At 44.0% G+C, this 16,951-nt stretch carries 12 protein-coding genes; all 12 read right to left on the bottom strand.

Annotation, left to right across the window (positions count from 1 at the left end):
* Nucleotides 1-550 precede the first annotated feature (550 nt).
* The 12 genes from rny to RZ44_RS02660 all read right to left on the bottom strand — a co-directional run bounded on the left by rny (nt 551) and on the right by RZ44_RS02660 (nt 16,764).
* Nucleotides 551-2,110 (bottom strand): ribonuclease Y, encoded by a 1,560-nt coding sequence (gene rny / locus RZ44_RS02715; RefSeq protein ID WP_035808201.1) that lies wholly within the window; start codon nt 2,108-2,110, stop codon nt 551-553.
* 166 nt (nt 2,111-2,276) lie between these two features.
* Nucleotides 2,277-3,338: a recombinase RecA gene (gene recA, locus RZ44_RS02710; protein ID WP_035808198.1), complete on the bottom strand. Its 1,062-nt coding sequence runs from the start codon at nt 3,336-3,338 to the stop codon at nt 2,277-2,279.
* Nucleotides 3,339-3,507: 169 nt separating this feature from the next.
* Nucleotides 3,508-4,092: a CDP-diacylglycerol--glycerol-3-phosphate 3-phosphatidyltransferase gene (gene pgsA / locus RZ44_RS02705; protein ID WP_035808195.1), complete on the bottom strand. Its 585-nt coding sequence runs from the start codon at nt 4,090-4,092 to the stop codon at nt 3,508-3,510.
* Between the two features lie 6 nt (nt 4,093-4,098).
* A complete protein-coding gene (locus tag RZ44_RS02700) occupies nt 4,099-4,974 on the bottom strand; it encodes a helix-turn-helix domain-containing protein (RefSeq protein ID WP_035808192.1) in 876 nt (291 codons plus the stop codon).
* A gap of 16 nt (nt 4,975-4,990) precedes the next feature.
* Nucleotides 4,991-5,812, bottom strand: a complete 822-nt coding sequence (locus RZ44_RS02695; RefSeq protein WP_035808190.1) for a DUF3388 domain-containing protein — start codon at nt 5,810-5,812, stop codon at nt 4,991-4,993.
* Nucleotides 5,809-6,495, bottom strand: coding sequence for an SDR family NAD(P)-dependent oxidoreductase (locus RZ44_RS02690; RefSeq protein WP_035808188.1), 687 nt, complete (start codon nt 6,493-6,495; stop codon nt 5,809-5,811). The genes RZ44_RS02695 and RZ44_RS02690 overlap by 4 nt, the downstream gene beginning before the upstream one ends.
* Nucleotides 6,488-7,783 (bottom strand): EF-P 5-aminopentanol modification-associated protein YfmH, encoded by a 1,296-nt coding sequence (gene yfmH, locus RZ44_RS02685; protein ID WP_035808187.1) that lies wholly within the window; start codon nt 7,781-7,783, stop codon nt 6,488-6,490. The genes RZ44_RS02690 and yfmH overlap by 8 nt, the downstream gene beginning before the upstream one ends.
* Nucleotides 7,773-9,047: an EF-P 5-aminopentanol modification-associated protein YfmF gene (gene yfmF, locus RZ44_RS02680; RefSeq protein ID WP_035808183.1), complete on the bottom strand. Its 1,275-nt coding sequence runs from the start codon at nt 9,045-9,047 to the stop codon at nt 7,773-7,775. The genes yfmH and yfmF overlap by 11 nt, the downstream gene beginning before the upstream one ends.
* Nucleotides 9,048-9,062: 15 nt before the next feature.
* Nucleotides 9,063-11,504, bottom strand: coding sequence for an FtsK/SpoIIIE family DNA translocase (locus tag RZ44_RS02675; RefSeq protein WP_035808180.1), 2,442 nt, complete (start codon nt 11,502-11,504; stop codon nt 9,063-9,065).
* A gap of 83 nt (nt 11,505-11,587) precedes the next feature.
* Entirely contained in the window at nt 11,588-13,261 is a 1,674-nt protein-coding gene (locus RZ44_RS02670; RefSeq protein ID WP_231856243.1) for a ribonuclease J, read from the bottom strand.
* A gap of 37 nt (nt 13,262-13,298) precedes the next feature.
* A complete protein-coding gene (pnp, locus tag RZ44_RS02665; protein WP_035808177.1) occupies nt 13,299-15,419 on the bottom strand; it encodes a polyribonucleotide nucleotidyltransferase in 2,121 nt (706 codons plus the stop codon).
* A gap of 364 nt (nt 15,420-15,783) precedes the next feature.
* Nucleotides 15,784-16,764 (bottom strand): nuclease-related domain-containing protein, encoded by a 981-nt coding sequence (locus RZ44_RS02660; RefSeq protein WP_035808176.1) that lies wholly within the window; start codon nt 16,762-16,764, stop codon nt 15,784-15,786.
* Nucleotides 16,765-16,951 lie beyond the last annotated feature (187 nt).

The following is a 16,951-nucleotide window of genomic DNA, read 5'->3' as shown; positions in this document are numbered from 1 at the left end:
TCTTACCCTATATATAGGAGGAAATGGCGTATTCCTTTTAAAAAAGTTACTTTTAAACAAAAATAGCAAAACTGGTTTACTTTTTACACAGGTTTATTGATTTTTTCCTTTTTATGTATGTGAGAAATTCATCAAGACTATATACCGGATCGGTTGTCAGGTTATATAATTAAAGATTAGGTATATTTTTAATTCATCCGTTTTGTCTGGTTATTGTATAGTTTAGGCAGCATGTTTTGTCTTTCTAGGTTGGTCCGTCGTCGACTGCTCGTTGGGTCAACAGCCCTGTTTTGGACCGTCGTCGGTCGCTCGTTGGGTCAATCGGCTCATTTTGGACCGTCGTCGGTCGCTCGTTGGGCCAATCCGCTCGTTTTGGACCGTCGTCGGCTGCTCGTAGGGTCAATCCGCTCGTTTTGGTCCGTCGTCGGTCGCTCGTTGGGCCAACAGCCTTGTTTTGGACCGTCGTCGGCCGCTCGTTGGGCCAACAACCCTGTTTTCCCTACACCCACACCAAATAAAAAAAGATCAGAGACTTCCGTCTCTGATCTTTCTATTTTGCGTATTCTATGGCCCTCATCTCGCGGACAACTGTCACTTTTATGTGTCCTGGATATTGCAGTTCATCTTCTACACGTTTCTTAATGTCTCTTGCAAGACGGTGTGCTTTTAAGTCGTCGATATCTTCAGGGCTTACCATTACTCGGATTTCGCGTCCGGCCTGAATTGCAAATGTTTTTTCTACGCCATCGTAGCTTTCTGCAATATGCTCGAGTCTCTCAAGTCGTTTAACGTAGTTTTCAAGCGTTTCACGACGGGCGCCCGGACGGGCTGCTGAGAGTGCATCTGCTGCTGCTACGAGAATTGAAATGACACTTGTCGGCTCAACATCACCGTGGTGTGACTGAATCGCATTAATTACCGTATCCTGTTCTTTATAACGGGTTGCGAGTTCGACTCCGATTTCTACGTGGGAGCCTTCAATTTCGTGGTCGATTGCTTTACCGATGTCATGCAGCAGTCCTGCACGGCGGGCTAAAGCGACATTTTCGCCGAGTTCACTCGCAAGAATTCCTGCGAGGTAACCGACTTCAATCGAGTGCTTAAGCACATTTTGTCCGTAACTTAAGCGGTATTTCATCTTACCTAAGTGTTTTGCAAGCTCAGGATGAAGATTGTGAATATCGAGTTCAAACGCTGCAGCTTCACCTGCGTCACGGATTTCAGTTTCCATATTGCGTCTTGCCTTGTCCACCATTTCTTCAATGCGTCCGGGGTGAATTCGGCCGTCCTGCACTAATGCTTCCAGTGCACTCTTCGCAATTTGTCTTCTGATTGGATCAAATCCTGACAGAATTACTGCTTCAGGTGTGTCATCGATTATCAGGTCGACACCTGTCAGTGTTTCGAGCGTTCGGATGTTTCGTCCTTCACGGCCGATAATACGGCCTTTCATTTCATCGTTCGGCAGTGAGACTACTGATACTGTAGACTCACTGGTATATTCGGCTGCGTATCGCTGCGCTGTTAATGCGAGCAGTTCACGCGCTTCTTTGTCTACTTCCCGAGCCGCTTTTTCTTTCTTTTCTTTTACCATTACAGCCATATCGTGTGACAGTTCGTGTTCTACCTGAGAGAACATTTCCTGACGTGCTTCATCGCGCGTCAATCCGGAGATGCGGGATAATTCTGTTTCTTGTTGACTTATCTTTTCATTAATCTCGTTATCCTTGGCATCTACCATTTGCTGTTTTTCTTCAATTTTAGCTTCTTTGTTTTCCAGCATGTCATCTTTCTTATCGAGTGTTTCACTTTTACGATCCAGTGATGTCTCACGCTGCAATAATCTGTTTTCAAACGCTTTCAAGTCGTTGCGTTCCGCATTCATTTCCTTATCGAATGCTTCTTTCAGATTTTGGTTTTCTTCTTTCGCTTCGAGCAGTTTTTCTTTCTTCAGGTTTTCGGATTCCTTTTTCGCTTCATTTATAATATGTTCAGCTGAAGTCCTTGCCTGACGCTGCTTGTTAGTCAATATGTTATTGACAATAAAATATCCGATAACAACACCCAGAATAATACCAAGTAAGATTAAGAGAATGTCTATTAAGTCCACAATAAACACCTCCCTAACTAAGGTTCTAAAGTGTGTTAAATATAATATGAGTATTAATTAAATATTATATAATTCAATTCTAAATATAAACATAAAGAAAATCAAGCACGAGTATTTATAATACCGGTGCTTGATTCAGCTGCCCGACTAAATCAGGCTTTTATTATTATTTTAATTCGTCCTCATCAAATAAACCCGTCGCTTCGTCGTTTTCATCGTCCTGTTCTTCTTCAGGAATATCTTCGCCGAATCCGAGTGACGAACGTAATTTGCGTTCGATTTCCGCAAACAGTTCCGGATTTTCTTTCAGTGTCTTCTTGGCATTTTCTTTACCCTGGCCGAGACGTTCGCCATTGTAGGAATACCACGCACCGCTTTTCTCAACGATGTCTTCTTCAACACTTAAATCGATTACTTCACCTGTGTGTGAAATACCTTCCCCGTACATAATGTCCACTTCTGCAACTTTAAACGGCGGTGCCACTTTGTTTTTAACTACTTTAATCTTCGTACGGTTACCTACGATATCCTGACCGATTTTTAAGCTTTCCGCACGGCGGACTTCAAGACGTACCGAACTGTAGAATTTAAGCGCACGTCCGCCGGTTGTCGTTTCCGGGTTACCGAACATTACACCGATTTTCTCGCGGACCTGGTTAATGAAAATTGCTGTCGTATTACTTTTCGAAATGGCACCTGACAGCTTTCTTAATGCCTGTGACATTAAACGCGCCTGCAGACCCATGTGAGAGTCTCCCATTTCACCTTCGATTTCAGCTCTTGGTGTCAGTGCTGCAACCGAATCGACAACGACCATATCAACCGCGCCGCTTCGTACGAATGCTTCTGTAATTTCAAGTCCCTGCTCACCTGTATCCGGCTGTGAAATATAAAGGTTGTCGATGTCGACACCTAGTTTTTTAGCGTATTCGGGATCGAGTGCGTGCTCCGCATCGATGAACGCACAGATTCCGCCGTTTTTTTGCACTTCTGCAATGGCATGCAGTGATACTGTCGTTTTACCTGATGATTCCGGTCCATAGATTTCTATAATACGGCCCTGCGGATAACCGCCTACCCCTAATGCTCTATCTAATGTAACTGATCCCGATGAAGTGGTTTTAACTTTGCGTCCCGCATCGTCCCCAAGCTTCATAACGGCACCTTTACCAAATGACTTTTCCATGTTTTTAATAACTGTATCTATCGCTTTATGTCTCTCGTCCATAATGTACCTCCAGTCGTAATCTCATAAATTATTATATCATGCACAAAATAAAAAAGCGAATATATGTTCGCTTTTAAAAACATAAATTTAATAATTGCGGACAGTATTGCTATAACCGTAAAGTTAACCGCCAAAACAATAAAAACTGCAGTGAAGTCACCGCAGTTTTTTATTTCTTATCCGCTTTAAACACGTCGCGGCCTTTATAGAAGTATTCTATTGCCGACAGTATCGTAAAGAACACTGCGATATACATAAACCACTGCCCCGGTGAAATTGGCAGATATGCCGTAAAGATATCACCGAATAATAGGAATACAAGTGCAAGCATCTGGAAAACTGTTTTAATTTTCCCGAGCTGTCCCGCTGCAGAGACGAACCCCTGCTCTATTTGTAACAGACGCAGACCTGTCACTGCGAACTCTCTTGCGATAATAACAACCGCAATCCAGCTTGAAATTGTGTGCCATTCGACCAGCACGATCAGCCCTGCTGCAACGAGCAGTTTATCAGCTAAAGGATCGAGGAATTTACCCATGTTCGTAATCATGTTCCACTTACGGGCAAGGTAGCCGTCCAGAAAATCAGTCAGTGCTGCGATAACGAAAATTACTGCAGCGATAAACTGCTCAACGCGGATGACTTCACCGCCTAAAAATGACATGGTGCCGAATCCGAAATCAAGGAGTGCAAAAACCAGAAAAACCGGTATTAAAACTACTCTGAAGACTGTCAGCCAGTTAGGTATGTTCATTTATTGTCACTCCCTTGTGATGTTAAATTGATAATAAACTGTTACGGTATCCCCGCGCTGCGAGTTGTCGATTGCCGTACCGTTTACCGAAATATCAAATGTTGTGGAATTGCCGAGCGCGAGATTGACTATCTTCGCGTCCGGATCGATGTCAAAACTGCCGCCGTCCGACTCTTCGTAAAGATAGCTGTTGTCAAGATCATCGGTCATACTGACCCATGAAGTTTCATCACCAGACAGTTCAATCGTCAGGTCTTCTGGTGCAGTAATGTTGTAATTCAGTGTATTGCCTTCACGGTTAACGAAATTCACTTCAGCTGACGGCTGTTTTGGTGCTTCTTCTGCAGCCTCTTCTTCGGTTTCCGCTTTTTCTTCGGATTCACCTTCAGCAGACTGTTCTTCTTCCGCTGCCTCATCCTCATTAGATGCTTCATCATCCGATTCGTTGTCCGCCACGCTTTTTGTAACTCGTTCATCGGTTTCGTAGACTCTTTTCGTTTCGAAAATATCACCCTGGGAACCAATTTGCAGCAGAACAAGCCAGACGGCAAACAGTACGACAATCATTGTTATAAAACCGAGCAGTACTTTTTTCAAATACTGGAAATCCTGATTGGATTTCTGATTGCGTTTCTGGTTTCCTCCTGAAGTATCCGGAATTTCATCTTCAAAGCGCTCAAGTAACTGTTCGGCATCCAGGTTCAGAAAGTCCGCATACTTTCTAATCAGAAAGCGCGTATGTCTCGGTTCAGGCAGCAGCGTCAGGTCACCCGCTTCAATAATCTGAATCACGCTCCGTTTAATACCGGAACCGTGTTCCATTTCTTTTAATGTGACACCTGATTTTTCTCGTTTATTTTGTAAATATGTCCCAAGTTTCATAGTTTGTTATCTCCAATTAGAAAAAGTCCATATTGTCACTTTCGAACCAGTGACGTTTCTTATGTTTTTCATAAGTAATTTCCTGATCTTCATGCTCGCGGATTTCGATAATGTAATCAAAATCGTCCTGCGTCAATTTAAAGAAAGGATCGTCGATTAATAAATCCGGGTGTTCGACAACTGTCGTGCCGTCGTAATTAATCACCTGGTTAACGAGACGTTTATGGTCGGTGCTTGTCGATTTCGATGTCACCGCACCGTCGATAATGTAAACGTTGCCCTTATCAAATTCCTGCTTGTGAAGGCTCGTGCGCTCTGTCTGTTTCAGCATTGTCGATGATAAAAACAGCCATTTGTCGCCGGCAGAAACACTGCCTGCAACGACAGACTCTGTTTTACCGACACGCGGCATACCGCGCACACCGATCAGGAACGTATCATCGATATCGAACAGTATTGCGAGAAAGTCTACAACAACACTGATTTCGGCACGTGTAAATCTGAAAATATTCTTATTTTCTTCCGCCCGTTTAATGAAGCGTCCATGACGGAGCGTCAGCCTGTCCGTAATTGTCGGCGTCCGCATTTTGCCGACTTCAATTTCATCGACATGCTCGCATATCCATTTAAAACGTTCGAGCTTCCACAGATTATCAGTCCGCACCAGCAATGCACGCTGTGATACTTCCACACCGTTAATCGTTTTAATGCTGAGACCGATATTCCCCATCAGACTTAAAATATCACCGAGCAGTCCCGGACGGTCGTCCAGATTTTTATACTCGAGATAAACTTCTTCATTGCGCTCCGGATAAAAATTAGGTTTTTCAGTATTCACGTATACCATCCCCCGTTAATTTTTAATACTTCTCCCGTAATGCTCCTCGCATTATCAGATATTAAGTACTCCACTGCAGATGCAACTTCCGACGGCTCGATTAACCGGCCCTGCGGAAGATCTTCAAGCATCATTTCAATGTCTTCTTCAGTCAGCTTTAATGTCATTTTACCACGGACGACACCGGGTGCTACAGCATTAACTGTAATATTTGACGGTGCCAGTTCCTTGGCAAGTGATTTTACGAGTGTTTCCTGGGCCCCTTTGAACGTACTGTAGATGCTTTCCATGCTCGCACCGTACGTCCCCCAGACACTTGAAATGACGATAATGCTCGCCCGTTCACTCATGCGTAATCTCGGCAGCATCACTTTAATAAAGGTAATCAGCGCTCTCACACTGACGTTGTACTGCCCGTCGACCTGTTCGAGCGTCGTATCCTGAATCAGTTCAAACAGTGCCTCACCAGGTGTAAAAATCAGCGTATCGACTGAATCCACACCGGCAAATGCAGCTTCCAGTTCACTTTCTGTAAACGGACGGGACAGATCGAGATAATGATGTGTACTGGCGAGTTCAGGTGTATTGCGGTTTGAAAATGTGATGAGGTTTTCATCTTTTAAGCACTCGTGAATGCTCTTGCCGATATCACCTGTTGCACCGACTAAAACGACGTTACTCATAAGATTTCACGATCACTTCGACCATGTTTTTTGTATCGATGGAACTGTTGAAATAATTTTTAACGTCATCGAGTGTAATGCTGTCGACAACCTGCGGCACGTTGTAGAGATCGTAGCCGTCAAAATAATATTTAGTATACTGGTTCGCGATATATTCCGGTGAATTCAGACTTGTTAAATAGTCTCCCATTAATTCGCGTTTCTGGCTTTTCAGACGTTTCTCCGTAAAGAAATCAGTCGATTTTACTTCTTCAATAATGCGGACAATTTCGGATGTAAATGTTTCGTAATCATCCGTTTCAACTGCCATCAATGTGTGTCTGACCATTTCCTCTTCCTGATAGGCAAAGTTAAATGAATCATCGATAATTCCGCGTTCAACGAGTGTTTCATAATACGGAGACTGTTCGCCGAACACCATATCCAGCGCAAACAGCATTGCCGCATCGCGGCGCTCACGCGTTTCGTTATCGCTGTCGTCAGGCAGTGCTTTAAAGCCGAGCATTACTTTCGGCGTCGATACCGCCAGTTCCATAACCGTCTTTTGTGTTTTCACACCGTACGGTTCTTCCGGAATAAAACGTTCGATTTCAGACGATTCAGCTGACGGACGTGAATTCTGGTGATTTTCTATATAGTTGAAAGTGTCTTCTATATTAAAATCTCCCGCAAGAATCATAACCATATTGTCCGGCGCATAAAACGTCTTGTGGCATAAGTACAGATGCTCTGCCGTAATTTCCGAAATCGATTCAAGCGTTCCCGCAATATCAATTGCCACCGGTGAATTTTCATACATTGCGCTCAGCGTTTCATGGTACAGACGGTATCCCGGATTATCCTGGTACATTTTAATCTCTTCGTTAATAATGCCGATTTCCTTCTCCACTTTTTCAGGTGTGAAATATGGAATTTCCACCATATCCATTAACAGCTGCAGGTTTTCAAAAAAGTTTTCCGTTGTACTGAACAGATAGCTCGTCCGGTCGATCGATGTAAATGCGTTCGCACTTGCACCCATTTCAGAAAACTTATTGAACACATCGCCCGATTCTTTATCGAACATTTTATGCTCTAAAAAGTGTGCGATTCCGTCCGGCACGTTGTGAACTTCACCGTTTGCCTTAAAATGATTGTCCACAGAACCGTACTTCGTCGTGTACGTTGCAAACTTTTTATTGTATCCTTTTTTATCGATGATAAAGACCTCAAGTCCGTTATCCATCACCTGCTTATGAACAATTTCGTCCAGGTGATCATAGCGGATTGTCGTAAATTTATTTGTCATTATCTATACCGCCTTTCAGCGTAAATACTGTATCGAGCTTAATTTTCTCTGCAATTTGTATGACGTCGTCTTTCGTAATTGCATTAAGCTGCTCCGTCCAGCTTCTGACCGGAGTTTTAACCGACTGTTCTCTTAACAGCGTATTGTAGTTTAATGAAATGAGACCGCGCGGTTTGTCCATCGACTCTTTGCGGCTCGACTGCATATTGCGTTTAATTTCTTCGACGAATGATTTTTCAAAGTCGCCGTCAATTACACGCTGCAGTTCGCGTTTCACTGCATCTTCAAATACCTGTACGTTTTCGTTGTCGACCCCGGCAAGTACAAACATATAGCCGTTTTTCACGTCGACCTGAGAATGAATCGAATATGCCAGACTCATTTTCTCGCGGATATTCGTAAATAACAGTGACGCCGCACTGCCGCCAAACAGCTGATTAAAGACGTTCAGCGCCATAATATCACCCGGCGTTGAATACTGAACACGGAACCCGAGATTTACTTTTGCCTGCTCGATACGTTCGTAGGCTGTTTCGTACTTCACGTCACCAGTTTCACGAATCGGATATCCTTTATATGGATACATTTTCGCTTCAACGTGCTCATGGAGCTGCGACAGGTAGTCAAATACGTTATCCTCCACTTTACCCGCAACGAGAACTGACATATCATCGTCCTGCATCATACGGCTGTGGGCATCTTTAACGTCAGTGAGTGTCAGCGCTTCAAGTGCATCCAGATCACCAAATGATAAATATTTATAGTCTTCATCTTCAAACATCGTACCGAGCAGCATTTCGAAAGCACGCTGTGCGTGATTGTCTTTCATGCTCTTCAGACGGTTTTTCATCAGTCGTTTTTCACGCTGGAAAAATGCTTCATCAGACTCATCGTAATTAAACGGTGTGTACAGTACGTCCTTTAACAGCGCTGTAATATCTCCAAGCATATCGATATCTTCCATAATGAATTTATCATTCACAAATTCTATGGAGAACTTCACAATATGGTCGCTGCCTTTTTTGACGACATTCGATGTTAAATGCGCACCGTAATGTTCTGCCAGATACTCAAGCAGCACCGCATTTGATGTCAGTTTATCCGTCTGCTTCACCATCATGCGGCTTAACAGACTGCGTGTCGTGACATCAGAACCCGTGAGCGGTGCTCTGAAGTACACGCTCACGACAACTGTTTTGAATTTCTCTGTATATATTTTTACGATTGGCACATTGTTTATGACTCTTTTGTCTACACCTGACATTTATAAAACTCCTAACTAGTCTTCGTGGTTTTCAATCAGCACGCTGCGCGGTTTCGATCCGCTCGCAGGTCCGATAACCCCGTTCGCTTCCAAATCATCGACGAGACGGGCTGCACGGTTGTAACCGACTCTGAACTGGCGCTGCAGCAGACTCGCCGACGCACGCTGTTCCTCGATAACAAACCATTTCGCGTCCGGATAAAGTTCGTCCTCCGACTCAACCGGCGCTGCAGCAGTCTCTTTCTGATTCATTATAACTGATTTCTCATAATTTGCTTTCATTTGATCCGTAATGAACTTCACGATATCCGTAACTTCGTCATCGTCGAGGAATGCCCCCTGTACACGGATCGGCTTCGAGCGTCCGGATGGCAGGAACAGCATGTCCCCGCGGCCGAGCAGTTTCTCAGCACCCATCGAATCGATGATCGTACGCGAGTCCGTCTGCGAGCTTACGCTGAATGCAATTCTCGACGGAATGTTCGCTTTAATAATACCTGTAATAACATCCACTGAAGGACGCTGTGTGGCGATAATTAAATGAATACCCGCTGCACGTGCCATCTGTGCAATACGTGTAATCGATGCTTCGACGTCTTTCGATGCCACCATCATTAAGTCCGCAAGCTCATCGACAATAACGACGATATAGGGCAGTTTCTGAACTTTCTCCGGATCGTCCGCCTGACGCGTCAGATACTGGTTGTACGCTTCGATATTTCTCGTATGCGATGCACTGAACAGATCGTATCTGCGTTCCATTTCACTGACGATACGGTTTAACGCATCGCTCGCTTTTTGCGGGTTCGTTACAACCGGTGCAAGCAGATGAGGAATGCCGTTATATACATTAAGCTCAACCATCTTCGGATCGATCATCATCAGTTTCACTTCGTGAGGTTTCGCATTCAGCAGAATACTGATGATAATGCCGTTGATACAGACGGATTTACCGCTTCCGGTAGAACCGGCAACAAGAAGGTGCGGCATTTTGTTCAGTTCCGCCATAATCGGTGCACCGGAAATATCTTTACCAAGCGCGACTTCAAGCGGATTGTCCGATGATTTACGCTTGATTACTTCACGCAGCGTGACCATGCTCACTACCGAGTTCGGCACTTCAATACCCACTGCAGATTTACCTGGAATCGGTGCTTCGATACGAATATCTTTCGCAGCAAGACTGAGTGCAATATCATTTTGTAGGTTAATAATTTTCGATACTTTCACTCCGACATCCGGCTGAATTTCAAACTGCGTAACTGCCGGACCGATTCTGATTTTCGATACTTTCGCATTAACATTGAAGTTTTTCAGAGTTTCTTCCAGTATACGTCCCTGCTGGATGACTTCTTTGTTGCTGACTTTTTCCGTCGGCTCCGCATCGTTCAGTAAATCAATCGACGGCAGTTTATACTCTATTAACTGTTTGAGTTCTTTATCGTCAAATTCTTCGAATTCACTGTCTTCTGTCTCACCGTCCGGAATATTCGAATCAAACCCTTCGTCATCCGGATTCTCGTACTCAAGTTCTTTTTTCTCTTCCACTTCTTTTTCGATCTGCAGTGCGTGTTCTTCCGGTGTCATGTTATCCGGCACCGGTTCATCTTTATATTCTTCCATCAGAATTTCCGAATCGTACACTTCCGGTTCCACGTATTCATCTTCTTCAAAGAGCGGATCTGATTCCTGTTCCTCTTCTTTTTTGCTGAAGCGTGCTTTACGTTTCTTCTCTGTACGTTTTTCCACCGGCTCATCATCGTCAGGTGATTCGATAATCGGTTCTGATTTCTTCTGCTCTTTTTTAGCTTTCGGTGCTTTTTCTTTCTTCGGACGGTTTTTAAACCATTCAGAGAGTTTCATAAACATGCCGGCAAGACCTGCACCGATCGCTGTCAGCCCGCGGATAACAAAATTGAAATCGTTGCGGAGTGATTCCTCGATGCTCTTATGACGCACGATAATAATACTCAGATAAATAAATATTAAACCGATTAAAAGTGTCCCGAAGAAACTGATTCCCGTAGCCGAGAAATTAAACAGTGTCTGTCCGATAATTCCCCCGCCGGTAAAATCAAACCCTGGTTCCCGCGTCATATTCATCATATCTTCAAATGTGAAATAGCGGTCTGTTCTGCCACGGTCCGATAAATACAATATCGAATGCAGGAGGAACAACAGGCCGAACTGCATCATTAAGTAGCCGAGCATGCGTTTAGTAAACGGAAATTTTAAATGTGTCGCCAAATAGAAACTCGCGAGCAGTAACACGAGGTATGTAAAGTAGCGGCTTGTACCAAAAAGAAAATTAAAAGCTGCATCGGCATATTCCCCGACCAGGCCCAGCTGAAATACTGTAATGATAAGTAAAATAATAATGAGTAAAGCAAAACTCGCATAATACGTTTTTTTATCATTATTTTTCTTTTTCGCAGTGCGCTTTCGTTTAGTCGCCATCTTTTACCACCTTCATTTTCACTTTTTAATTATAACAACGGAGATATAAGGTTATCCTAATATCTCCGTCGCTTTAAACTATATTATATTTCAGAAATGATTGGAATAATCATCGGACGACGCTTCGTTTCATCGTATAGGAATTTACCGAGGTCATCTCTGATATTTTGTTTTAAGACACTCCATTCAATTTTGCCGGCACTGATATTGTCTTCGACAATACCTTTGACGTGCTCGGAAGCTTCTTTCATAAGCTCTTCCGACTCTTTCACGTAAACGAAACCGCGTGATTGAATTTCAGGACCTGCCATAATTACTCTTGATTCACGGTCGATTGTTACGACAGCGATAAAGATCCCGTCTTCCGATAACAATCTGCGGTCGCGCAGGACGATGTTACCGACATCTCCGACACCGCTGCCGTCGATCAGTACGTTGCCTGCTTCGACTTTGTCCGTGCTGAACATTTTCTCGCCGTCATACTGAACGACGTCCCCTTTCTCGAGAAGGAAAATGTTTTCCGCTTTAACACCGGTTTCAGTTGCCAGACGTGCGTGTGCAATCTGATTTTTGAATTCACCCTGTACAGGAATGAAATGTTCCGGTTTGAAAATGTTAAGCATCATTTTCAGTTCTTCAGCAAGACCGTGACCTGAAGCGTGAATATTTCTCGAAGGCGTATTGATGACTGCACCGGCTTTAACGAGTTCGTTAAGTGTCGTGTACAGTACAACTTCCATATTAGATGACGGTGTCGTCAGAATAAACACTTCATCGCCTTCTTTTATATTCGTTACTTCATGCTGGCCGCGCGACATTTTACCAAGTGCTTCAATCGGCTCACCCTGTGAACCTGAAGCGATAATTACGACTTCGTTGTCCGGATAGTCTTTAATTTCATGGCTCGGTAAAAGCAGCCCGTCCGGAATATCGAAATATCCGAGTTTTCTTGCCACTTTAAATGATGATTCAAGCGTACGTCCGAGGAACGATACTTTACGGTTAACTTTCGCCGCATTAGTCAGCACCTGCTGGATGCGTACGAAGTTTGATGCATAGCACGACACGATAATACGGTTTTTCGATTTCTGGAACGCATCTAAAATCGTTCCTTCAATCAGGTTTTCCGCCGTGTTGTAGCCCGGTTTCTCAGCTTCTGTCGAGTCGCTGATCAGCGCAAGCGTTTTGTTTTTGGCTGCAAGTGAATACATCTTCGACATGTTGTAGTCGTAGTTGCCTTTTAAGCTCTGGTCGAATTTGAATTCGCCTGTATAAACGACTGAACCATAAGGTGTATTCATGCTGATACCGTATGAATCCGGAATACTGTGTGAAGTTTCAAAGAACTCCACGTTCGTGTTGCCGAACTTCATTACTGATTCATTGTTGATTGCGTAAAACTTAACCTTCTTTTTAACGTTCTTCTCTTTCAGACGTTCTTTAATTAGAGCAAGCGTTAAACGGGAGCCGTAAACAGGTACGTTTAATTCTTGAATAATGTATGGAATTGCTCCGATTGAGTCTTCATGTCCATGTGTAACAAAAATCGCTTTAAGGCGATCCTTGTTTTCCAGAACGTATGAAATGTCAGGTATGACAATGTCGATACCGAGCATTTCATCTTCCGGGAACATCAGACCCGCATCGAGAATAAACATATCGTTGTCGACTTCAACAACGTACATGTTTTTTGCAATCTCACCAACGCCGCCGAGAGGAACGATTTTCACATGTGCTTTTTTGTTATCTTTCTTCACATTAATGTCCTCCTTGTTAATTTCCGGCAGTTATATTTTAGTCTTCTTTGTTCTCTTTTGCTGCTTCAAGCAGTACTTTGCGCGATGCATTCACACGGCCCTGTCTGTCGATTTCAGTTACTTTAACACGCATTTTATCGCCTTCTTTGACGATATCCTCAACTTTGTTGACGCGTGATGTGTCGAGCTGTGAAATGTGTACGAGCGCATCTTTGCCCGGGAACAACTGTACGAACGCACCGAACTTCTCGATACGGCGTACTTCACCTTCGTAGATTTCGCCGACTTCCGCTTCGCGTGTAATATCTTCGATAATTTTACGCGCTGCTTTGATGGCATCCTGGTCGCTTGAACCGATGTACACAGTACCATCCTGTTCGATGTCCAGTTTAACGCCTGTTTCGTCGATAATTTCGTTGATTTTCTTACCACCCGGTCCGATAACGTCGCGGATCTTCGCAGGTTTAATATGCATTACTTCAACTTTCGGCGCATGTGCTGATAATTCGCTGCGCGGCGTGTCGATTGTTGCAAGCATATTTTCTAAAATGTGCAGACGTCCGATGCGCGCCTGTTCCAGAGCTTCCTCCAGAATAGATTTGCTCAGGCCGTCGATTTTAATGTCCATCTGAATTGCAGTAATACCTTTCGGTGTACCTGCTACTTTAAAGTCCATGTCTCCAAGCGCATCTTCCATGCCCTGGATGTCGGAAAGAATTGTGTAATTCTCACCTTTTTTAACAAGACCCATTGCGATACCTGCAACCGGTGCTTTAATCGGTACACCAGCATCCATTAACGCAAGTGTCGATCCGCAGATTGATGCCTGTGAAGATGAACCGTTTGATTCAAGTACTTCAGATACGACACGGATTGTGTACGGGAATTCCGTTTCGTTTGGAATAACCTGCAGTAATGCACGTTCTCCTAATGCACCGTGACCGATTTCGCGGCGTCCCGGTCCGCGGATCGGACCAGTTTCACCGACTGAGAAGTTCGGGAAGTTATAGTGGTGCATGTAGCGTTTGTTCTCTTCAACGCCGAGCCCGTCGATAATCTGGTGTTCACCAAGACCGCCGAGTGTTGCTACAGATAACGCCTGAGTCTGCCCGCGTGTAAATAACGCAGAACCGTGTGTACGCGGCAGTAATCCAACCTGTGAATTTAACGGACGGATTTCCGCAGGCTCACGGCCGTCAGGACGTACTTTATCGTCAGTAATCAGACGGCGCACTTCAGCTTTAACAAGATCGTCGAATACTGTTGATGCATCCGCAACTAATAAGTCGTAGTCCTCAGCATCTTCGTCGATACTGTCGATAATGCTCTGCTTCACCGCAGTAATATTTTCTTCGCGTGTCTGTTTATCATTTTCCTGAATCTTAGCGTAAAGATCCATCGCTTCAGCCTGTGCTGTAATCTGTGCGCGGTACTCTTCGTTAATCTGTTCGATTGTCACTTCACGTTTGAGAGGATTGATCTGTTCAATAATTTCGTTCTGGAACTGAACAAGCTCCTGAATGTTTTTGTGACCGAAAAGAATCGCCTGTAACATAATATCTTCAGGAACTTCCTGTGCCGCTGCTTCAACCATGTTTACCGCATCGTAAGTACCCGCAACCTGAAGTTCAAGCTCCGACTGTTCGAGCTGTTCAGTTGTCGGGTTGATGATAAACTCCCCGTCGATTAAACCTACAGTAACACCAGCAATCGGTCCGTCAAACGGAATATCCGATACGCTTAGCGCCATTGAAGATCCGAGCATTGCTGCCATTTGCGGAGAAGCATCATTGTCGACAGATAGTACCATCGACATTACCTGTACATCGTGACGGTAACCGTCCGGGAATAACGGACGAATCGGTCTGTCGATTAAACGGCTCGTCAGCGTAGCATCTTCACTCGGACGCCCTTCACGCTTGTTAAAGCCGCCCGGGACTTTCCCTGCTGCGTACATCTTCTCTTCGTAAGCTACTGTTAACGGGAAGAAACCGATGTTCTTCGGTTCTTTCGACGCTGTTGCTGTAGAGAGTACTACTGTATCGCCGTAACGTACAAGTACAGAACCACTCGCCTGCTTAGCCATTTCCCCGTACTCTATAATAAGCGGGCGACCGCCCCACTCAGTTTCAAACACTTGTTTAGTCTGTTCATTCATAATTTGTTTTCTCTCCTTAGCTTTGGCACTTATAATTATCATATCATTTTTGTTGTAAAATATATATATAAAAAGGTGATGGGTTTTAGTGCGGCGTCATGCGTTTTGAGAGCATGGCGCAGGTGTCGTGACGGGTCGTCGGGTCTTGTGTAACAATGAAGAGCGCTCATTGTTACTTTGGGGCCGCTCCGTTACTATGAAGAGCGCTCATTGTTACTTTGGGGCCGCTCCGTTACTATGAAGAGCGCTCATTGTTACTTTGGGGTCGCTCCGTTACTATGAAGAGCGCTCATTGTTACTTTGGGGCCGCTCCGTTACTATGAAGAGCGCTCATTGTTACTTTGGAGCCGTCCAATCACTGCTTCTAAATAAATTCTCCGGATTTATCTTTATATCTTTGGAATTTCCGCACGTTTTTAATCGCATCATCATAATCGTAGTATTTAAACAGATATGAGGTTTGCCTTCCCTTCTTCGTTACATCACAATGTTTCTGAAGTGCACGCAATACTGTAATATTGTGAAGCTCGCAATCTATAAGCTCCAGTAATGACCGTTTGGTCATCGGCTGATTGTAATATAAAAATTTATGATCACTCATGGCTCGAAGCAGATGTGTTTCATTGCTTTCTATTGTACCGCACTTTGTACATGTTAACTGGAATCTCCCTTTCTTCAGCTCAAATCCGCCGCACTCTCCGCAATACAGTCCTTTTTTGACCCGGGCCGTATCCGGACTGCCGTTAAAATACGGATTTGGAGTCATGTTCGCCCGGATGAGTGAGATGATCCGGTCAGCACGGTCAGTGTTGTATGTGCCTTTAAACTGTCTGAAGTATTTCTTCATGTCCATACGGATGACGACATTCTTCCAGATGGAGTGATCTTCGGAATACAGTCTGAAGTCATCGTTTGGGAATATGACTTTTCCGGTTATTTCAACAGGCACTCTCCCGCTCAATCCCCTGAATATGCGGTACAGTTTGCTTACTGCACGGTCGACCTGGGTAAACGGATTGTCCGGCACAACTTCATTATTTTTAACGAGCCGCCCGTCTGTAAAAGAGTACTCTCCGCTGTAATTTTTAATTTCATTTACCGTTACATTGTCGCCGGAAATAATAATACTGTCATACTGTGCGCCGCTTTTTCCTGCAGTAAGATAAACGTCACGGAAAATATAAAGATTATCATGCCCGACTTCGTCAAAGAGTTTATCGTATAAACACTCTCCGAGAAAGCCGTTCTCATAAATCCTCAAATTCCCCTTATCGAATACAAGCCGTCTTTCGAGTGTTCTGTAATGCAGGAGCTCAGGTGTCGTATTTCTGTCGTTTAAATACATCGGTATTTCCTCCTTATATAAAAAGTTCCCTCTACCCTATATATAGGCGAAAACCGCGATTCTCTTTTAAAAAAGTTACTTTAAAACAAAAATAGCAAAACCGGGATGCTTTTTACTAAAAGCAGTCGGATATTCCCATTATATGTATGCACAAATAAAGTAAAATATATTCCCGAAACTACTCACT

The organism is Jeotgalicoccus saudimassiliensis, from assembly GCF_000756715.1.
GTDB classification, from domain to species: domain Bacteria; phylum Bacillota; class Bacilli; order Staphylococcales; family Salinicoccaceae; genus Jeotgalicoccus; species Jeotgalicoccus saudimassiliensis.
The sequence above is the reverse complement of the archived record's forward strand: the minus strand, read 5'-3'. Positions and strand labels throughout refer to the sequence as shown.